Source organism: Pseudomonas sp. D5(2026) (assembly GCF_057766845.1).
In genome coordinates, this window is the sequence record NZ_CM173421.1 from 4,307,610 (window position 1) to 4,329,386 (window position 21,777).

Sequence of the window (21,777 nt, forward strand, 5' to 3'; positions counted from 1 at the left end):
GCAATCCGGACGGCGGGGTGCCTATCATACCGGCAAACCCTTCGCGGCCATATCACGCAATCTGTAGTGCATATAGCTACAAGCTATAACGGTGAGACATGTGCGGGCCTCTTCGCGGGTAAAAACGCGCCTAAAGGCTAGCGGATCCCTGTAGGCGCGGGTTTACCCGCGAAAAGGCCGGCACATGCAACGGCAACCTCATCCACAAGCGCAACCCGCGTTTGCCATTCTGCGCCCACAAGGTCCCGCCCTGGCGCTGAATGGCACTGCGGGCGATGCTCAAGCCCAGACCGAAGCCCCCATCCCCCGGCCGAGAACCGTCCAGCCGCGAGAACGGCGCGAAGATCCGCTCCAGGTCCTCTTCAGCCACTCCGCCGCCTTCATCCTCCAGCCACAGCCACCAATAACCGCCTTCGCGCTGGCCTCCCAGCCGCACCACACCCTCGGCCGGCGAGTGACGAATGGCATTGCGCAACATGTTCTCCAGCGCCTGAGCCAGGTGGTTGAGGTTGCCCTGCACCCAGCAGTCGGCCGGTACTTCGCAGCGCAATTGCGCAGGCGACCAGCCGCTCTCGTAGCTGGCATTTTCGGCCAGCAACTCCCACAAGGCGTGGACCTCGATCGGTTCCAGGTTCATCGGTGCACGCTCGGCGTCCTGCCAGGCCAGTTGCAGGGTGTCTTCGACCAGGTGCTGCATGCAGTCCACTTCACGGATCAGGCGATCACGCAGACGCTGCAGGTCGGTTTCACCATCGCAGGCCACCCGCAGCCGGCTCAGCGGCGTACGCATTTCGTGGGACAGGTCGCGCAGCAACTGCTGCTGCATAGCCACCGTGCCTTGCAGCCGCTCAGCCATCTGGTCAAAGGCACGCGCCAGCTCACCCAGCTCGTCATGCCGGGCGATGGTGCGCGAGTCCAGGCGGGCCGACAGTTGATCGGCCCGCCAGGCATTGGCCTGCTCGCGAAGTTGATTCAGCGGCACGATCAACATGCGGTACAGGCCTACACACAACAGCAAGGTGAACAACCCCGGAATGATGCCGTTGGTGACGATGCGCCACAGCAAGCGGTGCTGGCCCGGATTGAAGCGCTGCGGCAGTTCGATCACCAGCATCCCCTGCTCCGGGGCCCCCGGGAACGGTATGCGCACCCACGGCTGGTCGACGCTACGCCGACTCATCGGCCAATCGACACCCCGCAGGCGTGTCAGACGCTGCATGATCTGCGGGTTGAGTGTGGCGTTGTCGAGCGGGCGCAGGTTGATGTCGAGCACGCCCACCCAGCCCCGTTCGCGCTGATGCATGGCCGCCACCCACTGGTCCAGCCCTGCCCGCCCGCCGCTGCGCCAGGCCTGCTCAGCTTCGGCGGCATAACCTCGCAAGGTCTGCCGTGCCGGCTCCGAGAGGAAGGCGTTCTGGGTTTCCATGTGCCGGCCCCAGGTGTAACTGAGGCCGATCATCAGCAGGCAGAAGCCCACCAGCAAGACGGCCAGCTTCCAGAACAGCGAATGGCGGTCGAGCATGGTTCACTCCGCCTCGCCGGCACTGAGCACGTAACCCTTGCCCCACACGGTGCGGATCTGCCGTTCGTGATAACCAATGCCCTTTAGCTTGCGGCGGATCTGGCTGACGTGCATGTCCAGGCTGCGGTCATGCCGTGAATAGCCGCGCTGCAACACCTGCTGGTACAGGAACGGCTTGCTGAGGACCTCGTCGAGGTTGCGGTTCAGGATGTCCAGCAGGCGATATTCGCTGGGGGTCAGGCCCGCCAGGCGGCTATCCAGGCACACGTCACACAGCCCCTCGTCGAACTGCAGCCCGCCGCCGTTGGCTGGTTCCAGCGGGCCCTGATGCCGCCGTTCCAGGGCCACGCGGCGCAGAATCGCCTCGATGCGCACCTGCAACTCGGCCATGCTGAATGGCTTGGGCAGGTAATCGTCGGCGCCGCGCTGAAAGCCGCTGATACGGTCGGCCTCGGCCCCCAGCGCCGACATCAGGATTACCGGCGTGGCGCTGCGCCTGCGCAATTGTGCCAAGGCGTCCAGCCCGTCAAGCCCGGGCAGCAGTATATCCATGAGCACAACATCGAAAGCCTGGCGGCCAGCCTTTTCCAGGCCCTCCAGGCCATTGCGGCACCAGGTGACCTGGAAGCCGCCGCGCTGCAGCTCTTCTTGCAGATATGCGCCAAGAACCGGGTCGTCCTCGATGGCAAGGATGTTGGAGTTGTAAATAGCTACAGGATTCATTGGCAACTGCCACTAATTCTCAATTGAGCAATTATTGAGTATTCGCCACCTGCCAGGCAACCGCGCTGTGACCATAACCCCGGCAACAGCGCATGACACATACTAAAGAGATGCAATGGTGCGGCAGGCGGAGTAACTTCGCGGCTTGGCCGTTACCACTTGACGGCATCCAGGCACATCAAAGGAGGCGAGTGTGCTCGATCGTTTGGGAATCCGCAGTCGGGTCCTGCTGCTGGCACTGCTACCGGCCGGCTTGATGGCCCTGGTGCTGGGTAGCTATTTCACCTGGCTGCAACAGAACGACCTGCGCACCCAGCTGTTGCAGCGCGGCAAAATGATCGCCGAACAACTGGCGCCACTGGCCGCACCCGCCATGGCCCGGCTCGCGCCTGCGCAACTGGAGAGAATTGCCGCACAAACCCTGGAGCAGGCCGATGTGCGCGCAGTTGCGTTTCTGGCCCCCGACCGCAAGCGCTTGGCCCACGCAGGCCCGAGCATGCTCAACCTGCCGCCCAGCGGCGGTACTGGCACCCAACTCCTGCAGCGCAGCGGTAACGACGCCACCCGCTACCTGATGCCCGTGTTCGGCCACCATCGCGACCTGGCCACCGACGCCGTGCCGGCCGAAGCCGAGCGCCTGCTGGGATGGGTAGAGATCGAGCTGTCGCACGACGGCACGCTGCTGCGCGGCTACCGCAACCTGTTTACCAGCCTGTTGCTGATCCTCGCCTGCCTGGCACTCAGCGGCCTGTTGGCGCTGCGAATGAGCCGCACCATCAACGACCCCATCGAACGCATCAAGCACGCGGTCAATCAGCTCAAGGACGGCCACCTCGAAGAACGCCTGCCAACCATGGGCAGCCATGAGCTGGACGAACTGGCCCACGGCATCAACCGCATGGCCGAAACCCTGCAAAACGCCCACGAAGAACTGCAGCACAGCATCGACCAGGCCACCGAAGACGTGCGCCAGAACCTGGAAACCATCGAAATCCAGAACATCGAGCTGGACATGGCGCGCAAAGAGGCACTTGAGGCCAGCCGTATCAAGTCGGAGTTCCTGGCCAACATGAGCCACGAAATCCGCACCCCGCTCAACGGCATCCTCGGCTTTACCCACCTGCTGCAAAAAAGCGAGATGACACCGCGCCAGCTCGACTACCTGAACACCATCGAGAAATCTGCTGACAACTTGCTGGGGATCATCAACGAGATCCTCGATTTCTCCAAGATCGAGGCCGGCAAGCTGGTGCTCGACAGCATACCGTTCAACCTGCGTGACCTGATCCAGGACACCCTGACCATCCTCGCTCCGGCCGCCCACGCCAAGCAGCTGGAGTTGCTGAGCCTGATCTACCGCGACACGCCTGCTTCCCTGGTTGGCGACCCATTGCGGCTCAAGCAGATTCTCACCAACCTGGTCAGCAACGCCATCAAGTTCACCCGCGAAGGCACCATCGTCGTGCGCGCCATGCTGGAAGACGAGCACGAAGACTGCGCGCAGTTGCGCATCAGCGTGCAGGACACCGGCATCGGCCTGTCACCACAGGATGTGCGCACACTGTTCCAGGCCTTCAGCCAGGCTGACAACTCACTGGCCCGCCAGCCCGGCGGCACCGGCCTGGGGCTGGTGATTTCCAAGCGCCTGATCGAACAGATGGGCGGCGAGATCGGCGTCGACAGTACCCCGGGTGAAGGATCGCAGTTCTGGATCAGCCTCAACCTGCCCAAGGCTCATGACGATGTCGAAGCCCTGCCACCGCAGCCGTTGCTTGGCCGCCGTGCCGCCATTGTCGATGGCCACGAACTGGCACGCCAGGCGCTGGAACACCAATTGGAAGACTGCGGCCTCAGCGTGAGCCTGTTCGGCTCCTATGACCTGTTGCTGCAAGGGGTGCAGGCCGCCAGCCAGGCTGGCCTGCCGTTCGAGTTCGCCGTGCTCGGGGCTAACCTGGGTAACCTGTCGCCCGAGCAACTGGGCCATTATCACCAGCAGCTCGAGCGTTACCACTGCCAATGCGTGGTGTTGTGCCCGACCACCGAACAGGCGCTTTACCACCCATACCTGCCCAACGGCCATGGCCAGTTACTGTCCAAGCCGACCTGTACCCGCAAGCTGCGGCGTCTCTTGCTGGAACTGGTACAACCACGTCGCCCGCTGGCCGATGTCAACAGCGTCAATGGCCAGCGCCGACCGAAAATACTCTGCGTCGACGACAACGCCGCCAACCTGCTGCTGGTAAAAACCCTGCTCGAAGACTTGGGTGCCGAGGTACTGGCCGTCAACAATGGTTATGCGGCGGTACAGGCCGTGCAGGACGAGCTGTTCGACCTGGTGCTGATGGATGTGCAGATGCCCGGCATGGACGGCCGCGCCTGTACCGAACAGATTCGCCTATGGGAAAACACCCAAAGCGGCAACCCCCTTCCGATCGTCGCCCTCACGGCCCATGCCATGGCCAACGAGAAGCGCGCGTTATTGCACAGCGGTATGGACGACTACCTGACCAAACCGATCAGCGAACGGCAACTGGCCCAGGTGGTGATGAAGTGGACCGGCCTGAGCCTGGGCACACCCCAGCAGGCGCAGGCCGAGCTACTGCCCAACGGTGACGAACTGAAGGTACTCGACCCCGAAGAGGGCCTGCGCCTGGCCGCTGGCAAGCCAGATCTGGCGGCTGACATGCTGAGCATGCTGCTGGCCTCGCTGGATACCGACCGCGAAGCCATACGCGCCGCCCGCGCAGCCGACGACCACAATGGCCTGATCGAGCAAGTACACCGTCTGAACGGTGCCTCGCGCTATTGCGGTGTGCCGCAATTAAGGGCAGCGTGTCAGCGTAGCGAGACATTGCTGAAGCAGGACAGTCTGCTGGCGCAGCAGGCCCTGGATGAACTGGATGCAGCGATCGGTCGCCTGGCTGCGCAGGCCCGGCTGAATGTGTGAGCGCATGGGGCCTGGCTTGGAGCATGCGGCGCCTGTGAGATCGAGCGCCGCCCGCGCGGCGCATCGCGAGCCATGCTCGCTCCTACGTTTGTTTCGGGCCAGTAACGCCTGTGCCAGACGCGCGCGACCGCTTTGTTCGTCCAACGTGATATCGCGCCATGCAGCAAAATGCTCGCGCGCACATCCTCAGGAATAATTGGGCCGAAACAAACGTAGGAGCTCGCGTTGCACCGCGCGGGCGGCGCTCGATCTCACAGCCAGCAACCAACCCAAGGAGCCCCACCATGCGCGTCCTGTTGTTCAGCAGCCAGCACTACGACCAGGAAAGCTTCACCGAGGCTGCCCGCGGCACCACCCTGGAGCTGCATTTCCAGCCCGCCCGCCTGACGCTCGACACCGCCGCCCTGGCAGATGGCTTTGAGGTGGTCTGCGCCTTCATCAATGACGATCTCGGCGCGCCGGTGCTGCAGCGCCTGGCCGCCGCCGGCACGCGGTTGATCGCCCTGCGTTCAGCCGGCTACAACCACGTCGACCTGGCCGCCGCCGAGCGCTTGGGCCTGACCGTGGTGCGGGTGCCGGCCTACTCGCCACACGCGGTTGCCGAGCATGCCGTGGCGCTCATCCTGGCACTCAACCGGCGTCTGCACCGGGCTTACAACCGCACTCGCGAAGGTGACTTCACCTTGCACGGGCTCACCGGCTTCGATCTGCACGGCAAAACCGTCGGGGTGGTCGGTACCGGCCAGATCGGTGCCGCCTTTGCCCGCATCATGGCCGGTTTCGGCTGCCAGTTGCTGGCGTACGACCCCTACCCCAACCCGGAGCTGCTGGCCCTTGGCGCCCGCTACATGCCCCTGCCCGAGCTGTTGCGCGAAGCCCGCATCATCAGCCTGCACTGCCCGTTGACCGAGCACACTCGCCACCTGATCAATGCGCAAAGCCTGGCCCAGTTACAGCCCGGCGCCATGCTGATCAACACCGGTCGCGGTGCGCTGGTCGACACCCCTGCGCTGATCGACGCACTGAAAAGCGGCCAGCTTGGCTACCTGGGCCTGGACGTCTACGAAGAAGAAGCCCAACTGTTCTTCGAGGACCGCTCCGACCTGCCCTTGCAAGACGATGTGCTGGCTCGGCTACTGACCTTCCCCAACGTAATCATCACCGCCCACCAGGCTTTCCTCACCCGCGAGGCGCTGGATGCCATTGCCGCGACCACACTGCACAACATCAACCGCTGGGCGGCAGGCAATCCACAGAATCTGGTGATGGGTTAGTGCTAGGATACGCGGCATTTCTGGAGGACCCATGGTCGAACACGATTTTCGCTACACCCTTTTCAACCCGCAACACACCCTGATCGAGTGCCGTGCGTTGGTGCCGGGCCGCTATCAGGTCACTGGCAACGGCGGCTCGATGCACAAAGGCGACAGCCTGCTGGTCACGCTCAAGGGCAGCAAGGATTTGTCCATGCGCCTGACCGTGGAAAGCGTGCGCCACCTGATCAACCCACGCGGCCAGTGGGTTGCCGTGGCGAGCGGCCCGGTGTTCAACGAGCTGGAAATCCTCACCTGGCAGGTCGAATGCGATAACTGCGATGCGGTGCTGGGCTTCGAGTTCGCGGTAGACGCCAAGCTCGGCAAGGCAGCTCGTCAACCGGCGGCCAGCGCCCGTATTGCAGAGCTGGGCTGGACCAGCCGTGGCGAAAAACACCTGTGCCCACGTTGCCAGGAGAGCGCCGAGTGAAAAATCTGCTGACCGGCGTGCTGATTGCAACCGGCCTGCTCGGCTGCGCCACAGAACCTTCCAAGCTGCAGCAGGAGCGCAGCTACGTGCTGGAGTGGATTGGCGAACGACCACTGATCGACTACAGCCACCTGACCTTGACCCTGGCCAGCGACGGCCGTGCCTATGGCAACGGCGGCTGCAACCACTGGTTTGCGCCTTACACGCTGGATGGCGAACACCTCAGCTTTGGTAAGGTCGGCAAGACCCGCAAGCTGTGCGCACCCGCGCTGATGGAACAGGAAAAGCGCTTCCTGCAGGCGCTGGAAACGGTTGAGCGTTGGGATGTGTCACCGGTGGAGCAGATACGCTTCTGGCCGGCCGAAGGCAAGCCGCTGCGCTTCTGGCCTGAGGAAGGCTGAGGATTGCCGGGGCCGCTTTGCGGCCCTTCGCGGGCGCGCCCGCTCCCACAGTTTGGACTGTCCCCCTGTGGGAGCGGGCATGCCCGCGAAGGGCCGCGAAAGCGGCCCCTCCGGCATCAGGCGCCTTTCAGGGCCTTGATCTTGGCCTGCAACCCTTCCAGGGTCTGCTCGCCCATCAACTGCTCACGCACCTTGCCCTTGTCGTCAATGATGTAGGTCACCGGCAACGCCTCGCTGCGCGGCAGGTCATAGCGCTCGGCCGGGTCCTGGGCCAGCACGGTGAAACCGATACCCAGGGTTTCGGCAGCCTGCTTCAGGTCCTGCCCCTGCAGGCCATCGAAGTTCACCCCCACCACCTTGACGCCATCAGCCGCCCACTGCTTGGCCGCTGCGTTCAGTTCCGGGATTTCGGTACGGCACGGCCCGCACCACTCAGCCCAGTAGTTGAGCACCAGCCAGTGCCCTTCGATCTGTTCGGCCTTAACCGTATTACCGTGTTGGTCCACGCCGTAATCGGCACCGCAACCACCGAGCAACAGGCTCGCGGTGATGGCCAGTACTGCTGCCAGACGCCTTGCCATGGGTCAATCCTTCTCGAGTTTTAAAGCAAATTGGTCAGTCGCTGCGGTTAGAATAGCCGCCACACCCAGCTGGATGCGACCCGACATGACTGACCTCACGCTCTATCATAACCCGCGCTGCTCAAAATCCCGCGGCGCCCTTGAACTGCTCGAAGCCCGCGGCCTGGCCCCGACCATCGTGCGCTACCTGGAAACCCCGCCCGACGCTGCCACCCTCAAGGCCCTGCTCGGCAAGCTGAGCATCGCCCCGCGCCAATTGCTGCGCAGCGGCGAGGACGAATATAAAACGCTTAACCTGGCCGACCCGGCACTGACCGACGCGCAACTGATCGAGGCCATGGCCCAGCACCCCAAGCTGATCGAGCGGCCGATCCTGGTTTCCGGTGACAAGGCCGTGGTCGGTCGTCCGCCAGAAAAAGTGCTGGAGATCCTGCCGTGAGCGCGCCCTACATCCTGGTGCTGTATTACAGCCGCCATGGAGCGACCAGCGAAATGGCCCGGCACATCGCCCGCGGTATCGAGCTGGCCGGCATGGAGGCACGCCTGCGCACGGTGCCGGCTATTTCCACCGAATGCGAAGCGGTGGCCCCGGATATTCCGGCCAGTGGTGCGCTGTACGCCAGCCTTGATGACCTGCGCCACTGCGCAGGCCTGGTACTGGGCAGCCCGACTAGGTTCGGCAACATGGCAGCGCCACTCAAGTACTTCCTGGATGGCACCAGCAGCCTTTGGCTAGGCGGTGAGCTGGTCGGCAAACCGGCTGGCGTGTTCACCTCCACCGCCAGCCTGCACGGCGGCCAGGAAACGACTTTGCTGTCGATGATGCTGCCGCTGATGCACCACGGCATGTTGGTGATGGGCTTGCCCTACAGCGAGTCGGCACTGCTCGAGACCCGTGGCGGGGGCACGCCTTATGGTGCCAGCCACCACGCAGGCGCCGATGGCAAACGCGAACTCGACCCCCACGAAATCGCCCTGTGCCGCGCCCTGGGCCAACGCCTGGCAGCCACGGCCAAGGCCCTGGAGGCCACGCGTGGCTAGAAAGCCCAAGGTATTGCCGCCGCTGCAATGGCTGGTACCACGCCTGCGCCTGACCCGGGCATTGAGCCTGGCATGCTTCTTCGGCCTGATCGCCCTGCTGGTGGTGAACAACCTGTGGTTCGCCAACCTGCATGGGGCCCGGGTCGAGGTGATTCTGGCGATCGAACTGGTGCCGTTGCTGTTACTGCTGCCAGGCATGCTGAAAGGCAGCGCCCGGGCGCATGCCTGGACCTGCTTCGTGGTGAACATCTATTTCATCAAGGGCGTGCTGGCGGCGTTCGACCCGGCCCGGGCGGTATTCGGCTGGCTTGAAGTGCTGGTGAGCCTGGGGCTGTTCATTGCCGGGTTGCTGTACGTGCGCTGGAAGTTCCAGCATGAGCGGCGCATGGCGGGCGAAGGCAGTTAGATTTTTCGCAGGCGTGCCCGCTGCCACAGGAATCGCACCGCGCTGAAGGCCTGTGCAGTACCGGTGGGAGCGGGCGTGCCCGCGAATGGGAGCAACACAAGACTCAATGGTTGACGGTATGCGCCAGCATCACTGACAACTGGCACAGCGGCCGCCCGCTCTCTGCATGCCACTGGTTGAACGCCTGCTGCACCAAAGCCAGGTCACGCTGGCTGGTCGGCTGCTTGTCGATCACCTTCTGCGCAATCAACGCCGCCGCCATGTCATCGGTTGGGATGAACGTGTCCTTGCCGACCATGCGCAAAAACCGTGGCGCCGACAACCCACCCAACTGGTTGCCGTGCTTGGCCAGGTACTTCCACAAGCCGACAATGTCGGTCACTGGCCAGTCGGCGATGAATGCCCCAAAACTGCCATGCGCCTTGGCGATATCCAGCACCATCTGCGCATTGCGCGGCACGCTCTTGAGCTTGCCCAGGTGGCGGATAATGCGCTCATCCTGCATCAACCGCTCCAGATGCTCGGCGCCCATCAACACCACTTTCTCCGGATCGAAGCCGAAGAACACCTGCTCGAACGCCGGCCACTTGGCGTCCACCAGGCTGTGCTTGAGCCCGGCGCGAAACACCCGCAGGGCCAGCGTCGACAGGTAGCGGTCGTCACTGATGTCGCGCAGTTGCGCCGGCGTGCGCGGCTGCGGCAGGAAAGCCTCCAGCGCCTGGGCCGAACCAAAACGGTTCAGGCAGTACTCATGCAACCACTGGTAATCGCGCATGGGCTCAGATGTTCAGCACGTCGAGGAAACGCGGGGTAGCGTTTTCGTCGATCTTCAGGCTGGTGAAGTCAAACAGGTTCCGGTCGGCCAACTGCGACGGTGCCACGTTCTGCAGGGCACGGAAGATGCTCTCGGTACGGCCCGGGTGCTTGCGTTCCCACTCCACCAGCATGTCCTTGACCACCTGGCGCTGCAGGTTTTCCTGCGAGCCGCACAGGTTGCACGGGATGATCGGGAATTCCTTCATGTCCGAGTAGGCCTGGATGTCCTTCTCGCTGCAGTAGGCCAGCGGGCGGATCACCACGTTGCGGCCGTCGTCGGCGCGCAGCTTCGGCGGCATGCCCTTGAGCGCGCCGTTGAAGAACATGTTGAGGAAGAAGGTTTCGACGATGTCGTCGCGGTGATGCCCCAGCGCCATCTTGGTAGCGCCAATTTCGTCGGCAAAGGTGTACAGGGTACCGCGGCGCAGGCGCGAACACAGCGAGCAAGTGGTCTTGCCTTCGGGTACCAGCTCCTTTACCACCGAGTAGGTATCCTTCTCGACGATGTGGTATTCGACCCCCAGTTCCTTGAGGTACGCCGGCAATACGTGCTCAGGGAAGCCCGGCTGTTTCTGGTCCATGTTCACCGCCACGATCTCGAACGTGATCGGTGCCACCTTCTGCAGGTGCAACAGAACGTCGAGCATGGTGTAGCTGTCCTTGCCGCCGGACAGGCAGACCATGACCTTGTCGCCATCCTCGATCATGTTGTAGTCGGTGATGGCTTCGCCGGCGAGACGACGCAGGCGTTTTTGCAGTTTGTTCTGGTTGACCGAGAGGGTGCCCATAGCGCTTGAATCCGCGAGGTGTGACAAAAGCCGGCTATTTTACGCACAAACGCAGCATCACTGTAGGCATTCCGATAAAGACTTCAATGTAATCAACAGCACCGCTTACAGCGCAATTTGCTCTAAAAAGCCCGGCTTATGCGGGGAACGGCTTCCTATACTGCCACATAAGGCCACATTACCGCTTGCATCGGTGTCAGGGCCTCGGGCCGCTTGCGCTCCATCTGGGGGGCGTTTGGCAACATTGAGAGGAGTGATCGGCATGATTCATCACGTTGTGGGGCTGTTTACCCATCCCGATCAGGAATGGCGGGAGATTCGTGGCGAAGAAGAAACCATCAGCCACATGTACCTTACGCACACCCTGATCCTCGCGGCGATTCCTGCCGTTTCGGCGTTTATCGGCACTACCCAGGTTGGCTGGGTGATCGGTGACCGACCAGCAGTGATGCTGACCATGGAAAGCGCTATCTGGATGAGCATCATGTCATACCTGGCCATGCTGGCCGGGGTGGCAGTAATGGGCGCGTTCATCCACTGGATGGCCCGAACCTACGATGCCAACCCGTCCATGGCGCAATGCATCGCCTTTGCCACCTACACCGCCACACCCTTGTTTATCGGCGGCCTGGCGGCGCTTTACCCGCATCTCTGGCTGGGCATGCTGATCGGCACTGCCGCTATCTGCTACACGGTATACCTGCTGTATGTCGGCTTGCCAACGTTCATGAACATACCGTCAGATGAAGGCTTCCTGTTCTCCAGCTCGGTGCTGGCAGTAGGCTTGGTGGTACTGGTGGCTATCATGGCCGCTACCGTCATTATCTGGGGACTGGGCGTGGGGCCCGTCTACACCAACTAAAACAGACTGAAACAACACTGGGGCATCAACCAGGGGCCGCCGCGAGGCGGCCTCTGGCTGTGCGCTGACCGGTGACTCGGCAAGCCACCTGCGCTTGCGGCATAATGCCTGGCCAGGAGAACCGCCCCGCCATGCCCGAGCAGCTCAAACAACGCGTCGAAACCTGCTACCAGCAAGCCGAAGCCTTTTTCAAACGCCGCTTCCCGCGCCCGGAAGTCAGCTTCAAACTGCGCGGGCAAAAAGCCGGTGTCGCCCACCTGCACGAGAATCTGCTGCGCTTCAACCTGCAGCTCTACCGCGAAAACCAGGAAGACTTCCTGCGCCAGACCGTGGCCCATGAAGTGGCACACCTGGTTGCCCACCAACTGTTTGGCGACCGCATCCAGGCCCACGGTGAAGAGTGGCAATTGATCATGCGCGGGGTTTATGAGCTGCCGCCCAATCGTTGCCACAACTATGACGTGCAACGGCGCGCAGTGACCCGCTATATCTACCGCTGCCCATGCCCGAAAAGCGATTTCCCGTTTACCGCGCAGCGGCACAGGCTGGTGCGCCAGGGGCGACGATACCTGTGCAAGCGGTGTCGGGAAATCCTGGTGTACAGCGGTGAGACGCGGGTCGAATAGACCGGGCTTGCCAGCACCGGCCCCTTCGCGGGCAAGCCCGCTCCTACAGCGTTCGTACAATTCCCGAGACGTGCGCTGCACCTGTAATCGATGGACTCGCCCCCGCCGAGGCATCACAGTGCCACGGTGGCGTTCGAAGAAGCCAACGGCAGCGAGGGCGAGACCATGAAAAAGCATAGTTCGAAACACGATTCCCTGTCTTCCACTGATGTGGAGCTTTGCACAACCATCTGCGTAGACCTGGCCAAACAGGTCTTCCAATTAGCAGGCGAGGACGCTACTGGTCGGGTGATCTACGAAGATCGCATCAAATCCCGCCAAGCGTTCCATGATTTCCTGCTCAAGCTGCCAACGACCGTGGCCGTCTTGATGGAATGCGGTCCAGGTGCACAAGCTTGGGCCAGACTGCTGCAGGCCAAAGGTAATCCGGTTCGCATCCTGCCGGCGCAACGTGTCGCCGAACATCGCAGCGGTGCAAAGAACGATCGTAACGACTGCTATGCCATTTTGCGTGCCGGTCGCGATACGAGCATCGCTTCGATACCGATCAAGAGCACCACAGCACTGGCTATTCAAGCGCTGCACCGTATCCGGCGCGGTAACATCAAGCGACATACCGCGCTGGGTAATCAGATCCGTGGTTTGCTACTTGAGCATGGCGTATCCATGCCCCAGGGTGATGCCGCGATCAATAAGCATGTGCCTCAGGCGCTTGAGGATGCTTCCTTGCCTCTGCCCGACTTGTTGCGCGAGTTGCTCGATGAGTTGCTGATGGACTGGTTGTCTCTAGGTGAACGCATAACGATGCTGAGCCGCCGGCTCGAAGCGACTGCCCAGGAGGATAAAGTCGCTCAGCGACTGATCACCATTCGCGGCGTCGGCCCTATCATTGCCACGGCGATCGTGGCGAAACAGACCGACCCCAGCCGCTTCGCCAGTGGCCGAATGTATTCCGCCTTCTTCGGTATCGTGCCCGATCAGCACAGCAGCGGAAACAAAATCAGATTGGGCAAGATGAGCAAGCGCGGTGACGGCTACATACGCAGCCTGCTGATCCAGGGCGCCCATTCTGTTTTGAGTCAGTTAAGGCCTGATTCCGATCAGCCAGATGATCGCCGCCTCTTGCGCTGGCTATCCCGCCTTGGGCGCAAGGAGGCGGCGATCAGGCTGGCTAATCGAAATCTGCGGATTATCTGGGCCCTGTTACAGAGCGATCAGGTTTACCAACGCAAACCGAACGAAAAACCGGAGGCGGCTATGAGCCTCTGACCAACCGGGTAATGCCACCGGGGCGCTAGGCGCTCCAACCCCTGCTAGTGAACATTGACCCTAGGTAAGACCGTCGCAGACCGATGCCTCCGCTCCTACAGGCCTGATAGTGGCCTCAATGTAAACGGCACACTGCGAGCTCACCACGATGTTGGTCAGAAGCAAAAAGCTTCCTCGAATAGGCCTGATGCATAGATGCAACCGGGTTCCTATGTTCAAAAAGCAGCTAGACAGTGTGGGCGAGTCCATACATAGGAGCGGGTTTACCCGCGAAAGGGCCGGAACAGGCAATGCACAAATCCCAGGCATAAGAAAGGCGACCCGAGAGTCGCCTTCCTGAACCCATCTGCGCCTTACTTCTCGACGAAGGCACGCTCGATCAGGTAGTCACCCGGCTCGCGCATGCGCGGGGAGATCTTCAGGCCGAAGCTGTCCAGCACTTCGCTGGTCTCGTCGAGCATGCTCGGGCTGCCACAGATCATCGCGCGGTCGTCTTGCGGGTTGATCGGCGGCAGGCCGATGTCGCTGAACAGCTTGCCGCTGCGCATCAGGTCGGTCAGACGGCCCTGGTTTTCGAACGGCTCGCGGGTCACGGTCGGGTAGTAGATCAGCTTGTCGCGAACCGACTCACCGAAGAACTCGTTCTGCGGCAGGTGCTCGGTGATGAACTCGCGGTAGGCCACTTCGTTCACGTAGCGCACGCCGTGCACCAGGATCACTTTTTCAAAGCGCTCGTAGGTTTCCGGGTCCTGGATGACGCTCATGAACGGCGCCAGGCCAGTGCCGGTGCTCAGCAGGTACAGGTGCTTGCCAGGATTCAGGTCGTCGAGCACCAGGGTGCCGGTAGGCTTCTTGCTGATGATGATCTCATCGCCTTCCTTCAGGTGTTGCAGCTGCGAGGTCAGCGGGCCGTCCGGCACCTTGATGCTGAAGAATTCAAGGTGCTCTTCCCAGTTCGGCGAAGCGATGGAGTAGGCACGCATGAGCGGACGGCCGTTGTCCTGCTGCAGGCCGATCATCACGAACTGACCGTTCTCGAAGCGCAGGCCCGGGTCGCGGGTGCACTTGAAGCTGAACAGGGTGTCGTTCCAGTGGTGCACACTGAGGACACGTTCGTGGTTCATGTTGCTCATCGATGGGGCTCCTGAAGAAAAACGCGCGCGCAAAGCGCACAGTTGCGCAATAGTTTAGGGGCAGCGACAATATCTGTTAACTGGATTATCAAGATATGTGTTATCGGTTATATCGATATGCGATTCACACTCCGTCAAATGCAAGTCTTCGTCGCCGTCGCCCAGCACCAAAGCGTCTCTCGGGCCGCCAGCCTGCTGGCGCTGTCGCAGTCGGCTGCCAGCACCTCTATCACCGAACTTGAGCGCCAATCGAGCTGCCAGCTGTTCGACCGTGCCGGCAAACGCCTGGCCCTCAATGCCCTTGGCCATCAGCTGCTGCCACAAGCAGTAGCCCTGCTTGACCAGGCCAAGGAAATCGAAGACTTGCTCAACGGCAAATCCGGTTTCGGCTCGCTGGCGGTCGGCGCCACGCTGACCATCGGCAACTACCTGGCCACCCTGCTGATCGGCAACTACATGCAGACTCACCCGGAAAGCCAGGTAAAACTGCATGTTCAAAATACTGCGCATATCGTGCAACAGGTCGCGCACTACGAAATTGATCTGGGTCTAATCGAAGGCGACTGCAATCACCCCGACCTGGAGGTTCAGCCGTGGGTCGAGGACGAACTGGTGGTGTTCTGTGCGCCACAGCACCCACTGGCGAAACTGGGCCGCGCCGATATCGAAAGCCTTTCGCAAGAGGCGTGGATCCTGCGCGAACAAGGCTCAGGCACGCGCCTGACCTTCGACCAGGCCATGCGCCATCACCGCGCCAACCTTAATATTCGCCTGGAGCTGGAACACACCGAAGCGATCAAGCGCGCGGTGGAGTCGGGCCTGGGCATCGGTTGCATTTCACGCCTGGCCCTGCGTGACGCCTTCCGCCGTGGCAGTCTGGTTCCTGTGGAAACCCCGGAACTGGACCTGCTGCGCCAGTTCTACTTCATCTGGCACAAACAGAAGTACCAGACCTCGGCCATGCGTGAGTTTCTCGAGCTATGCCGCAACTTCACTGCGGGCTTTACCCGCAGCGACGAAATCGTGCTGCCACCGATCGCTTAAAGCAGGATCACACCCCACACCAGCGCCACCATGGTCAGGGCCACCAGCTGTGCGGCGCTGCCCATGTCCTTGGCATTTTTCGACAGGGGGTGGCGCTCCAGCGAAATGCGATCGATGGCCGCCTCCACCGCCGAGTTGAACAGCTCGACGATCAGCCCCAGCAGGCAAACGGCGATCATGATTGCCCGCTCGGCGCGGCTGACCGGCAGCCAGAAGGCGATCGGGATCAGCAGCACGTTGAGCAGCACCAGCTGGCGGAATGCGGCCTCGCCCTTGAAGGCTGCACGCAGGCCGTCCAGCGAGTAGCCAGCGGCGTTGAAGATGCGTTTGAGGCCGGTCTGGCCCTTGAATGGCGATGTCATGTGAGTCACTTCACAGCAGAAAGGCCAGCAGACTAGACCGGCTCGGGTCAAAAAAGCGTGAAGCCACGCGCAGTCAGTTGCTGGCAACCGATTCAAGTTGTTGCAGCAGCAACGCAGCCTGGGTCCGGGTGCGCACGCCCAGTTTGCGGAAGATCGCGGTAACGTGAGCCTTGATAGTCGCTTCCGATACGCTCAGCTCATAGGCGATCTGCTTGTTCAACAAGCCTTCGCAGACCATGGTCAGTACGCGGAACTGCTGGGGCGTGAGGCTGGCCAAGCCTTCGCTGGCGGCCTTTGCCTCGGCCGAAACATCTACCTTTTCGAACGCCTGCGGCGGCCACCAGACCTCGCCGTCAAGCACCTTGCGCACCGCATCCTGGATCACTTCCAGGGTGCTGGACTTGGGAATGAAACCACTGGCGCCGAACTCGCGGGACTTGACCACCACGGCGGCCTCTTCCTGTGCCGAAACCATCACCACGGGGATCTGCGGGTACTGCCCGCGGAGCAGTACCAGACCGGAAAAACCGTAGGCACCCGGCATGTTCAGGTCCAGCAGCACCAGGTCCCAGTCGGCTTTTTCGCTCAGGCGGGTTTCCAGTTCGGCAATGCTTGCGACTTCGACCAGACGCACATCGGAGCCAAGCCCGAGGGTAACGGCCTGGCGCAGGGCGCCACGGAACAGTGGGTGGTCATCGGCAATCAGGATTTCGTATGTGGCCATCGATCTAAGGATCCTGTTCTGTGCCAGGCACTCGAGAGGAAGGGAAGCGCCCGGCGGGAATCGGCACCAAGGATGACGAGCACGGTGCAGGGTGATCAAGCCAATCGCCCTGCCGCCTCGCCCACCCCGGCTGCCAGCTCCGTCATTATGAACCAAAGCAGGGGTTATGCCCCTTGGACTATAGGAAGGTATGCAAACGCTGGTGGATGTCGTCCTGCTCGTCAAGCGGCAACCGCCGCTTGCCGCTCAGGTAATGCAGGCTGAACACATCCAGGTAGGCATCCAGCGCCTGCGAAGCCTGGCTGTCGCCAGCAAGGTCCAGGCACATGGCCGCAACTTCCGCCGTGCAGAAATGATCATCGCGCTTGGAGCGCCGCAGGCGGTAGCGCGACATCTGCTCGGCTTGCAGGCTCAACACCGGGAAGCGGTCCAGGTACGGGCTTTTGCGGAACATCTTGCGCGCTTCGGTCCATGTGGCATCCAGCAGGATGAACAGTGGACGCTTGCCCGGCTCGCGCACCACCTCGCTGACCACCCGTTCCTGGGCAACGAACTCGCCCGGAAATACGATATAGGGCTGCCAGCGCGGGTCATCGAGCAAGGCCAGCAGACGCTCGTCAACCGCAGTGCGCAACCAGCCGAAGGCCCAGGTGTCTTCGATCAGGTCGGCAATCAACCAGCCAGTGTTGGTGGGTTTCAGCGGCTCGGTGTCGTGCATCAGCAGGCACACACCTGCGTCAGCCTGCACCCGAGGCTTCCAGGCACACAGGCAATGGGTAGCGATGACCCGGCACTCCGGGCAACGCTCGGCACGCGAGCCACGGGCGATGAAAGGCTTGTTGCTGCGGGCCAGGCGTTCGGCACGCAGACGCGCTACCGCATGGCTCATGCCGGCAGGCCTCTGGACAGATTGGAAATGGGCACAAGGATGACTCGGAGAAAACAAGGCAGCCAGTTTACCAGAACGGGTGGCAATTGCTGTGCAGCCGGCACAGCGCTCCTTATAATCGGTTTTTTGCCGTGCCGGACCTCGCCGCACGCAATTCCACGGAACGCCGTTGACCCGCGCATGTCAAAGCGCCAGTCATCGAACCAGGAGAGACTCATGCTGCGCCTTATCGCCCCCGCCCTGAGCCTGCTGCTTGCCCTACCTCTGGCAGCTCAGGCGGCATCCAAGCAGGATTACGACCTGAACACCCTGCTGCAAAAGGTCGCCAAAGAGAGCAGCGTCGGCACCCCGCGTGCGATCAACGAGGACATCCTCGATCAGGGTTACACCGTTGAAGGCAAGGCGCTGGTCAACCATCTGAGCGTACGCCAGAGCCACGCAGAGCGCATGCAGGCCAACCCTGAGCAGGTGCGTAGCCAGCTCGGCGACAGCGTGTGCCGCAACAACGGCTTCCGCAACCTGATGTCCAAGGGCGCGGTCATGGTCTACCGCTTCACAGTCTACAAAACCAACCAGCCAGTCATGGACCAAGCCTTCGACAACGCCAGCTGCCTGGCCGGCAACAAGAAGAAGTAAGCACAGCGTTAACGCTACACCTTCTCGTCCTCATGAGCGCGCCAGCCACCTTCAGCGGCATCGGCGCGCATCTCCGCCAACAGCGCCTGCAAGTATCGCGACCGGCACTCCAGCCCCGACAGCCTGCGACGGCACTCGGCCTCAAGGCTCAGGTGATGCACCTGGGCGGCGTTCTCCAGCTGCTGGTAGAGCTGCCGGTCCACTTCGATGACCAAGCGATGCATACCGCCACCTCCTGCATCGACACATTTCGCTCTACCAGTTAACCAAACCCGTGCTGCCGATGGCCGCAGGCCGACAGGCGGCTGCGCCGATCACGTCGGCACGATCGGGCGCAAGGGTCTAGATTGAGGTCAGAGGTATTGGTGCAGAAGGAGACGTCGCATGCCTTACCATTCGAATGAACTGCTGTTCAGCCACTTCCGCGACAACAATATCGACCTGAGCAATATCGAAGCACAACTGCAACTGGTTGCCCCCAACAGCCCTAACCTGCCGCTCTACCGCGACATGATGCTGACCATCCTGCGCATGGCCCATGACGACAGCGACCGCTGGAGCGCCAAGATCACCCTGCAGGCCTTGCGCGAACTGGACCAGTCGTTTCGCACCCTGCAGCGCTACAAAGGCCGACGCAAGGTGACCGTGTTCGGCTCGGCACGCACCCCACCGGAGCATCCGATGTACGCCCTGGCCCGCGAACTGGGCGCCACTCTGGCGCGCTCCGACCTGATGGTCATCACCGGCGCCGGCGGCGGCATCATGGCTGCCGCCCACGAAGGGGCCGGCAGCGAGCACAGCCTGGGCTTCAACATCACTTTACCCTTCGAGCAACATGCCAACCAGACGGTGAACGGGACCGACAAACTTCTGCCGTTCCACTTTTTCTTCATCCGCAAGCTGTTCTTCGTCAAGGAGGCCGATGGCCTGGTGTTGTGCCCTGGCGGCTTTGGCACGCTGGATGAAGCGCTGGAGGTACTGACCCTGATACAGACCGGCAAAAGCCCACTTGTGCCAGTGGTGCTACTGGATTCGCCGGGCGACAGCTTCTGGCACGACTGCCTGGACTTCATCAGCCGCCAACTCGAAGAGAACCGCTACATCCTGCCCAGCGACCTGAAGCTGGTGCGGCTGGTACACAGTGCCGACGAGGCCGTGGAGGAAATCAACCAGTTCTACAGCAACTACCACTCCAGCCGCTGGTTGAAGAGCCAGTTCGTGATCCGCATGCATCACCCGCTCAGCGAAGCGGCGCTGTATGACATTCAGGAAGGTTTTGCCGACTTGCGCCTGAGTGGCAAATATCACCAGCAAGCGGATAGCAGCGCCGAACACGAAGTAGGCGATTACAGCCACCTGACACGCCTGTCATTCGCCTTCACTGGCCGGGACCAGGGGCGCTTGCGTGAGCTGGTGGATTTCATCAATCTGCCGGAGAACTGGGCAAAGCCAGAGCCCATGCATACCACGCAGAGGGCCAGGCAGGCGCTGAAAGTGAGTTGATGCTTTTTTGTAACAGTTCGCGTGTTACCTGCTGGGGCAACCTTGTGCTGCGCCTACACCTGATCGGTGGCCGGGCGCAGACCGCCCAAACCGATTATTCGCGACGTGCACGTCTCACTGTAGTTTCAAGCGTCAATAATCGTCGAGATCACGCCCGCTGAGCAGACGGCCGATCATGTCCATGGAGAACCCACGGTAAGCCAGGAACCGGGTCTGCTGGGCACGGCTGCGCGGATCTTGCGGGCGCTGCCCAGCAAACTTGCGCTGCCACACGTCTCGCATACGCTCGATCCAATTCACCTCACTTTCACGCAGGGCCTGGTCGATGTCTGCACGCGCCAAACCACGCTGGCATAGCTCTTCGCGAATACGCGCAGGGCCATAGCCAGAACCGGAACGATAACGGATGAAACTCTCAAGGTAGCGGGCTTCACTAAGCAGCCCTTCTTCGGCGAGCCGATCGAGTTCAGGCTCGATCAACTCGTCCGAAGCGCCGCGCTGACGCAGCTTGCGCGTCAGTTCGACTCGACCGTGCTCACGTCGTGCGAGCAGGTCCATGGCTGTCCGCCGGATGGCGACGGGGGTGTCGAGTACGGCAGACATATTCGGCTATCTACTGCGCAATCAATAACCGGCGTCAGCGTCGGCCATGTCATCGGCATCAGCTTCGGCAGCAGCTTTGCCGGCTTCAGCAGCAGCACCCGCTTTCAGCAACTTCTCACGAATTTGCTTCTCGATCTCGGCACCAATAGCCGGGTTCTCAGCCAGGTACTTGGCTGCGTTGGCTTTGCCTTGGCCGATCTTGTTGCCCTGGTAGGCATACCAGGCACCAGACTTCTCGACCAAGCCCTGAGATACCCCCAGATCAATGATCTCGCCGTTACGGTAGATACCTTTCCCGTAAAGAATCTGGAACTCAGCCTGACGGAACGGAGGCGAGACCTTGTTCTTGACGATCTTGACGCGGGTTTCGCTGCCGACCACCTCGTCGCCTTCCTTGACCGCGCCGGTACGGCGGATGTCCAGACGGACCGAAGCGTAGAACTTCAGGGCATTACCACCGGTAGTGGTTTCCGGGCTGCCGAACATCACACCGATCTTCATACGGATCTGGTTGATGAAGATGACCAGGCAGTTGGCGTTCTTGATGTTACCGGTAATCTTGCGCAGCGCCTGGGACATCAGGCGGGCCTGCAGGCCCACATGCATGTCACCCATCTCGCCTTCGATTTCGGCCTTCGGCACCAGTGCGGCCACGGAGTCGACAATGATCACGTCGACCGCATTGGAGCGCACCAGCATGTCGGTGATTTCAAGGGCCTGCTCACCGGTGTCCGGTTGCGAAACCAGCAGGTCATCGACGTTGACGCCCAGCTTGCCGGCGTACTCAGGGTCAAGGGCATGTTCGGCGTCGACGAAGGCGCAGGTGGCACCGTTCTTCTGCGCTTCAGCGATGACAGACAGGGTCAGCGTAGTCTTACCCGACGATTCCGGGCCGTAGATCTCGACGATACGGCCTTTTGGCAGACCACCGATGCCGAGGGCGATGTCCAGGCCCAGCGAGCCGGTGGAGATGGCTGGAATGCCTTGACGCTCATGGTCACCCATGCGCATGACCGCGCCTTTACCGAATTGGCGTTCGATCTGACCCAGGGCCGCAGCCAAGGCGCGCTTCTTGTTGTCGTCCATTGAAATCCTCACGTGTTCGACTTGGCCCTGACGGCCGGAATACCTGTATAAGTAGCCAGTATTATTCCACAG

General features: G+C 61.7%; 25 protein-coding genes. 13 read left to right on the top strand and 12 right to left on the bottom strand.

Translation table 11 applies throughout. From position 1 onward, the window contains the following. Positions 1 to 130 precede the first annotated feature (130 nt). Positions 131 to 1,522 (bottom strand): sensor histidine kinase, encoded by a 1,392-nt coding sequence (locus AC3B5Q_RS19935; protein WP_274118842.1) that lies wholly within the window; start codon positions 1,520 to 1,522, stop codon positions 131 to 133. Positions 1,523 to 1,525: 3 nt separating this feature from the next. Then, a complete protein-coding gene (locus AC3B5Q_RS19940) occupies positions 1,526 to 2,245 on the bottom strand; it encodes a response regulator transcription factor (RefSeq protein WP_021782537.1) in 720 nt (239 codons plus the stop codon). A 193-nt stretch (positions 2,246 to 2,438) separates the two neighbouring features. Between AC3B5Q_RS19940 and AC3B5Q_RS19945 the strand changes: the two genes are divergently transcribed. From AC3B5Q_RS19945 to AC3B5Q_RS19960, 4 genes are all read left to right on the top strand, one after another. Further along, a complete protein-coding gene (locus tag AC3B5Q_RS19945) occupies positions 2,439 to 5,192 on the top strand; it encodes a response regulator (protein ID WP_084850385.1) in 2,754 nt (917 codons plus the stop codon). 284 nt (positions 5,193 to 5,476) lie between these two features. Continuing rightward, positions 5,477 to 6,466 carry a 2-hydroxyacid dehydrogenase gene (locus AC3B5Q_RS19950; protein ID WP_021782539.1) on the top strand — a complete coding sequence of 330 codons (990 nt, stop codon included), beginning with the start codon at positions 5,477 to 5,479 and terminating at the stop codon, positions 6,464 to 6,466. A 31-nt stretch (positions 6,467 to 6,497) separates the two neighbouring features. After that, positions 6,498 to 6,935, top strand: a complete 438-nt coding sequence (locus AC3B5Q_RS19955; RefSeq protein ID WP_021782540.1) for a hypothetical protein — start codon at positions 6,498 to 6,500, stop codon at positions 6,933 to 6,935. Then, positions 6,932 to 7,336: an META domain-containing protein gene (locus tag AC3B5Q_RS19960; protein ID WP_021782541.1), complete on the top strand. Its 405-nt coding sequence runs from the start codon at positions 6,932 to 6,934 to the stop codon at positions 7,334 to 7,336. The genes AC3B5Q_RS19955 and AC3B5Q_RS19960 overlap by 4 nt, the downstream gene beginning before the upstream one ends. A gap of 116 nt (positions 7,337 to 7,452) precedes the next feature. Here AC3B5Q_RS19960 and AC3B5Q_RS19965 read toward each other — a convergent pair whose 3' ends face one another. Then, on the bottom strand, positions 7,453 to 7,917 hold the full coding sequence (locus tag AC3B5Q_RS19965) for a peroxiredoxin family protein (protein ID WP_010952706.1): 465 nt from the start codon (positions 7,915 to 7,917) through the stop codon (positions 7,453 to 7,455). A gap of 85 nt (positions 7,918 to 8,002) precedes the next feature. Here AC3B5Q_RS19965 and arsC point away from each other — a divergent pair, with 85 nt between their 5' ends. Genes arsC through AC3B5Q_RS19980 form a run of 3 tightly spaced genes read left to right on the top strand, consistent with a single transcriptional unit; the run spans position 8,003 to position 9,364 of the window. Next, complete coding sequence (arsC, locus tag AC3B5Q_RS19970; protein WP_021785864.1) at positions 8,003 to 8,356, top strand: arsenate reductase (glutaredoxin); 354 nt, start codon at positions 8,003 to 8,005, stop codon at positions 8,354 to 8,356. Next, positions 8,353 to 8,958: an NAD(P)H:quinone oxidoreductase gene (gene wrbA / locus AC3B5Q_RS19975; RefSeq protein WP_021785865.1), complete on the top strand. Its 606-nt coding sequence runs from the start codon at positions 8,353 to 8,355 to the stop codon at positions 8,956 to 8,958. Before arsC ends, wrbA begins: the two co-directional genes overlap by 4 nt. Then, positions 8,951 to 9,364 carry a DUF2069 domain-containing protein gene (locus AC3B5Q_RS19980; RefSeq protein ID WP_021785866.1) on the top strand — a complete coding sequence of 138 codons (414 nt, stop codon included), beginning with the start codon at positions 8,951 to 8,953 and terminating at the stop codon, positions 9,362 to 9,364. Before wrbA ends, AC3B5Q_RS19980 begins: the two co-directional genes overlap by 8 nt. Before the next feature lie 103 nt (positions 9,365 to 9,467). Here the strand turns inward: AC3B5Q_RS19980 and AC3B5Q_RS19985 are convergent, their stop codons facing one another. Then, the gene (locus tag AC3B5Q_RS19985; protein ID WP_010952703.1) at positions 9,468 to 10,139 is read right to left on the bottom strand and encodes a DNA-3-methyladenine glycosylase I; all 672 of its coding nucleotides are present in this window, start codon (positions 10,137 to 10,139) and stop codon (positions 9,468 to 9,470) included. Positions 10,140 to 10,143: 4 nt separating this feature from the next. Continuing rightward, the gene (gene ttcA / locus AC3B5Q_RS19990; protein WP_014592121.1) at positions 10,144 to 10,968 is read right to left on the bottom strand and encodes a tRNA 2-thiocytidine(32) synthetase TtcA; all 825 of its coding nucleotides are present in this window, start codon (positions 10,966 to 10,968) and stop codon (positions 10,144 to 10,146) included. 262 nt (positions 10,969 to 11,230) lie between these two features. Between ttcA and AC3B5Q_RS19995 the strand changes: the two genes are divergently transcribed. From AC3B5Q_RS19995 to AC3B5Q_RS20005, 3 genes are all read left to right on the top strand, one after another. Further along, on the top strand, positions 11,231 to 11,830 hold the full coding sequence (locus AC3B5Q_RS19995) for a Yip1 family protein (protein WP_003252385.1): 600 nt from the start codon (positions 11,231 to 11,233) through the stop codon (positions 11,828 to 11,830). A 131-nt stretch (positions 11,831 to 11,961) separates the two neighbouring features. Continuing rightward, the gene (locus tag AC3B5Q_RS20000) at positions 11,962 to 12,456 is read left to right on the top strand and encodes a SprT family zinc-dependent metalloprotease (protein WP_021785867.1); all 495 of its coding nucleotides are present in this window, start codon (positions 11,962 to 11,964) and stop codon (positions 12,454 to 12,456) included. Positions 12,457 to 12,666: 210 nt separating this feature from the next. Continuing rightward, positions 12,667 to 13,725, top strand: coding sequence for an IS110-like element ISPpu11 family transposase (locus AC3B5Q_RS20005; protein ID WP_274119536.1), 1,059 nt, complete (start codon positions 12,667 to 12,669; stop codon positions 13,723 to 13,725). 353 nt (positions 13,726 to 14,078) lie between these two features. On the opposite strand, the gene fpr is transcribed toward AC3B5Q_RS20005, so the two are convergent. Continuing rightward, complete coding sequence (fpr, locus tag AC3B5Q_RS20010) at positions 14,079 to 14,858, bottom strand: ferredoxin-NADP reductase (protein WP_003252381.1); 780 nt, start codon at positions 14,856 to 14,858, stop codon at positions 14,079 to 14,081. Between the two features lie 117 nt (positions 14,859 to 14,975). On the opposite strand from fpr, the gene finR reads away from it, so the two are divergent. After that, entirely contained in the window at positions 14,976 to 15,902 is a 927-nt protein-coding gene (finR, locus tag AC3B5Q_RS20015) for a LysR family transcriptional regulator FinR (protein WP_003252379.1), read from the top strand. On the opposite strand, the gene AC3B5Q_RS20020 is transcribed toward finR, so the two are convergent. The 3 genes from AC3B5Q_RS20020 to AC3B5Q_RS20030 form a co-directional block, all read right to left on the bottom strand. Further along, the gene (locus tag AC3B5Q_RS20020; RefSeq protein WP_010952700.1) at positions 15,899 to 16,264 is read right to left on the bottom strand and encodes a diacylglycerol kinase; all 366 of its coding nucleotides are present in this window, start codon (positions 16,262 to 16,264) and stop codon (positions 15,899 to 15,901) included. The two genes, finR and AC3B5Q_RS20020, sit on opposite strands and share 4 nt — an antisense overlap. A gap of 73 nt (positions 16,265 to 16,337) precedes the next feature. After that, positions 16,338 to 16,988 (bottom strand): response regulator transcription factor ErdR, encoded by a 651-nt coding sequence (gene erdR, locus AC3B5Q_RS20025; RefSeq protein ID WP_010952699.1) that lies wholly within the window; start codon positions 16,986 to 16,988, stop codon positions 16,338 to 16,340. Positions 16,989 to 17,166: 178 nt separating this feature from the next. Next, a complete protein-coding gene (locus AC3B5Q_RS20030) occupies positions 17,167 to 17,877 on the bottom strand; it encodes a tRNA-uridine aminocarboxypropyltransferase (protein ID WP_021785868.1) in 711 nt (236 codons plus the stop codon). A 216-nt stretch (positions 17,878 to 18,093) separates the two neighbouring features. Between AC3B5Q_RS20030 and AC3B5Q_RS20035 the strand changes: the two genes are divergently transcribed. After that, positions 18,094 to 18,513: a quorum-sensing-regulated virulence factor family protein gene (locus tag AC3B5Q_RS20035; RefSeq protein WP_021785869.1), complete on the top strand. Its 420-nt coding sequence runs from the start codon at positions 18,094 to 18,096 to the stop codon at positions 18,511 to 18,513. A gap of 14 nt (positions 18,514 to 18,527) precedes the next feature. On the opposite strand, the gene AC3B5Q_RS20040 is transcribed toward AC3B5Q_RS20035, so the two are convergent. After that, entirely contained in the window at positions 18,528 to 18,737 is a 210-nt protein-coding gene (locus AC3B5Q_RS20040; RefSeq protein WP_021785870.1) for a hypothetical protein, read from the bottom strand. Between the two features lie 160 nt (positions 18,738 to 18,897). On the opposite strand from AC3B5Q_RS20040, the gene AC3B5Q_RS20045 reads away from it, so the two are divergent. Next, on the top strand, positions 18,898 to 20,016 hold the full coding sequence (locus tag AC3B5Q_RS20045) for an LOG family protein (protein WP_021785871.1): 1,119 nt from the start codon (positions 18,898 to 18,900) through the stop codon (positions 20,014 to 20,016). Positions 20,017 to 20,148: 132 nt separating this feature from the next. Here the strand turns inward: AC3B5Q_RS20045 and recX are convergent, their stop codons facing one another. Both recX and recA read right to left on the bottom strand, forming a co-directional pair. Beyond that, the gene (gene recX, locus AC3B5Q_RS20050; protein ID WP_021785872.1) at positions 20,149 to 20,619 is read right to left on the bottom strand and encodes a recombination regulator RecX; all 471 of its coding nucleotides are present in this window, start codon (positions 20,617 to 20,619) and stop codon (positions 20,149 to 20,151) included. Between the two features lie 21 nt (positions 20,620 to 20,640). Beyond that, positions 20,641 to 21,705 (bottom strand): recombinase RecA, encoded by a 1,065-nt coding sequence (gene recA, locus AC3B5Q_RS20055; RefSeq protein ID WP_021785873.1) that lies wholly within the window; start codon positions 21,703 to 21,705, stop codon positions 20,641 to 20,643. Positions 21,706 to 21,777 lie beyond the last annotated feature (72 nt).